Genomic DNA, 872 nt, shown 5'->3' on the forward strand with positions numbered 1-872 from the left:
GTCCGGCGCCGGTGCCCGCTCAACGCGCGCTGCGCGACGTCGCGCATACGCTCGCGGACCCGCTGGAGCGCGAGCATGCGTTGCGGCATCTGTGGGCCGACACGCTGCTCCAGCTCGGCCGGCGCGTCGATGCCGCACCCGGCGCGCGCATCACGGCCGCGCTGCTGAATCACAACGCGGACCTGCTCGCCGCCCGCTTGCGCACCGGGCCGTGGACGCCGATCGGCTGGAGCGGCGTGAAGCAGTTGCTGCTCGACGCGATGCGAAGCGCGGGCGGTGCGCCGCGCGATGCGTCGACCACGCATAGCGAGCGTGCGAGCACGCATTATTTTCTGCTGCCGCTCATGGTGTTCAACGCGGAGCGTCCGTCGACGAACGCGCAGCTCGCACGCGCGTATGCAAGCGTCGAGACGCTGCACAAGGGCGTGTTGGCCGCTCAGCGGTCCTGAACGTCGCGGCGCACGCGGCGCTTCGCAAATGCGGCGGCGAATTCGCGCGACGGACGAACACCGATGCCGCGTCGAACTATTCTGGCTGCATGGACGAACGATGCGACGCGATCGACCGGGTGCACCGATCGCGACCGATTCGATCGACGCAAATGAAACACACGACGCACGCGTAAGGAGCAACCGATGAAGCTGCTGCGAATCCTGACCGGCCTGCATGCCGGTGCGGAAATCGCGCTCGATGCCGGCGAGCACCGGATCGGCGCGGGTGACGACGCGGAGATTCGCATCAACGACTGGCGCGACGGCGATCTGCTGCTGTCGATCGATGCGCAGGGCGTAACCCGCGCACGACGTGCGGCGTCCGTGCCGGCCGAGGCGATCGCCGATGCGTTCGACGCGGATGGTTCGCCGCTCCTGATG

2 pseudogenes are annotated in these 872 nt (G+C 68.7%); both read left to right on the forward strand.

The features are described 5' to 3' along the window. Nucleotides 1-449: pseudogene (locus G3N93_RS40825) on the forward strand (type III secretion system protein); the annotation flags it as partial. Between the two features lie 186 nt (nt 450-635). Further along, nucleotides 636-872: pseudogene (locus G3N93_RS40830) on the forward strand (FHA domain-containing protein); the annotation flags it as partial.

The sequence above is a fragment of the Burkholderia sp. Se-20378 genome (genome assembly GCF_017104665.1).
In the GTDB taxonomy this organism is placed as follows: Bacteria; Pseudomonadota; Gammaproteobacteria; order Burkholderiales; family Burkholderiaceae; genus Burkholderia; species Burkholderia lata.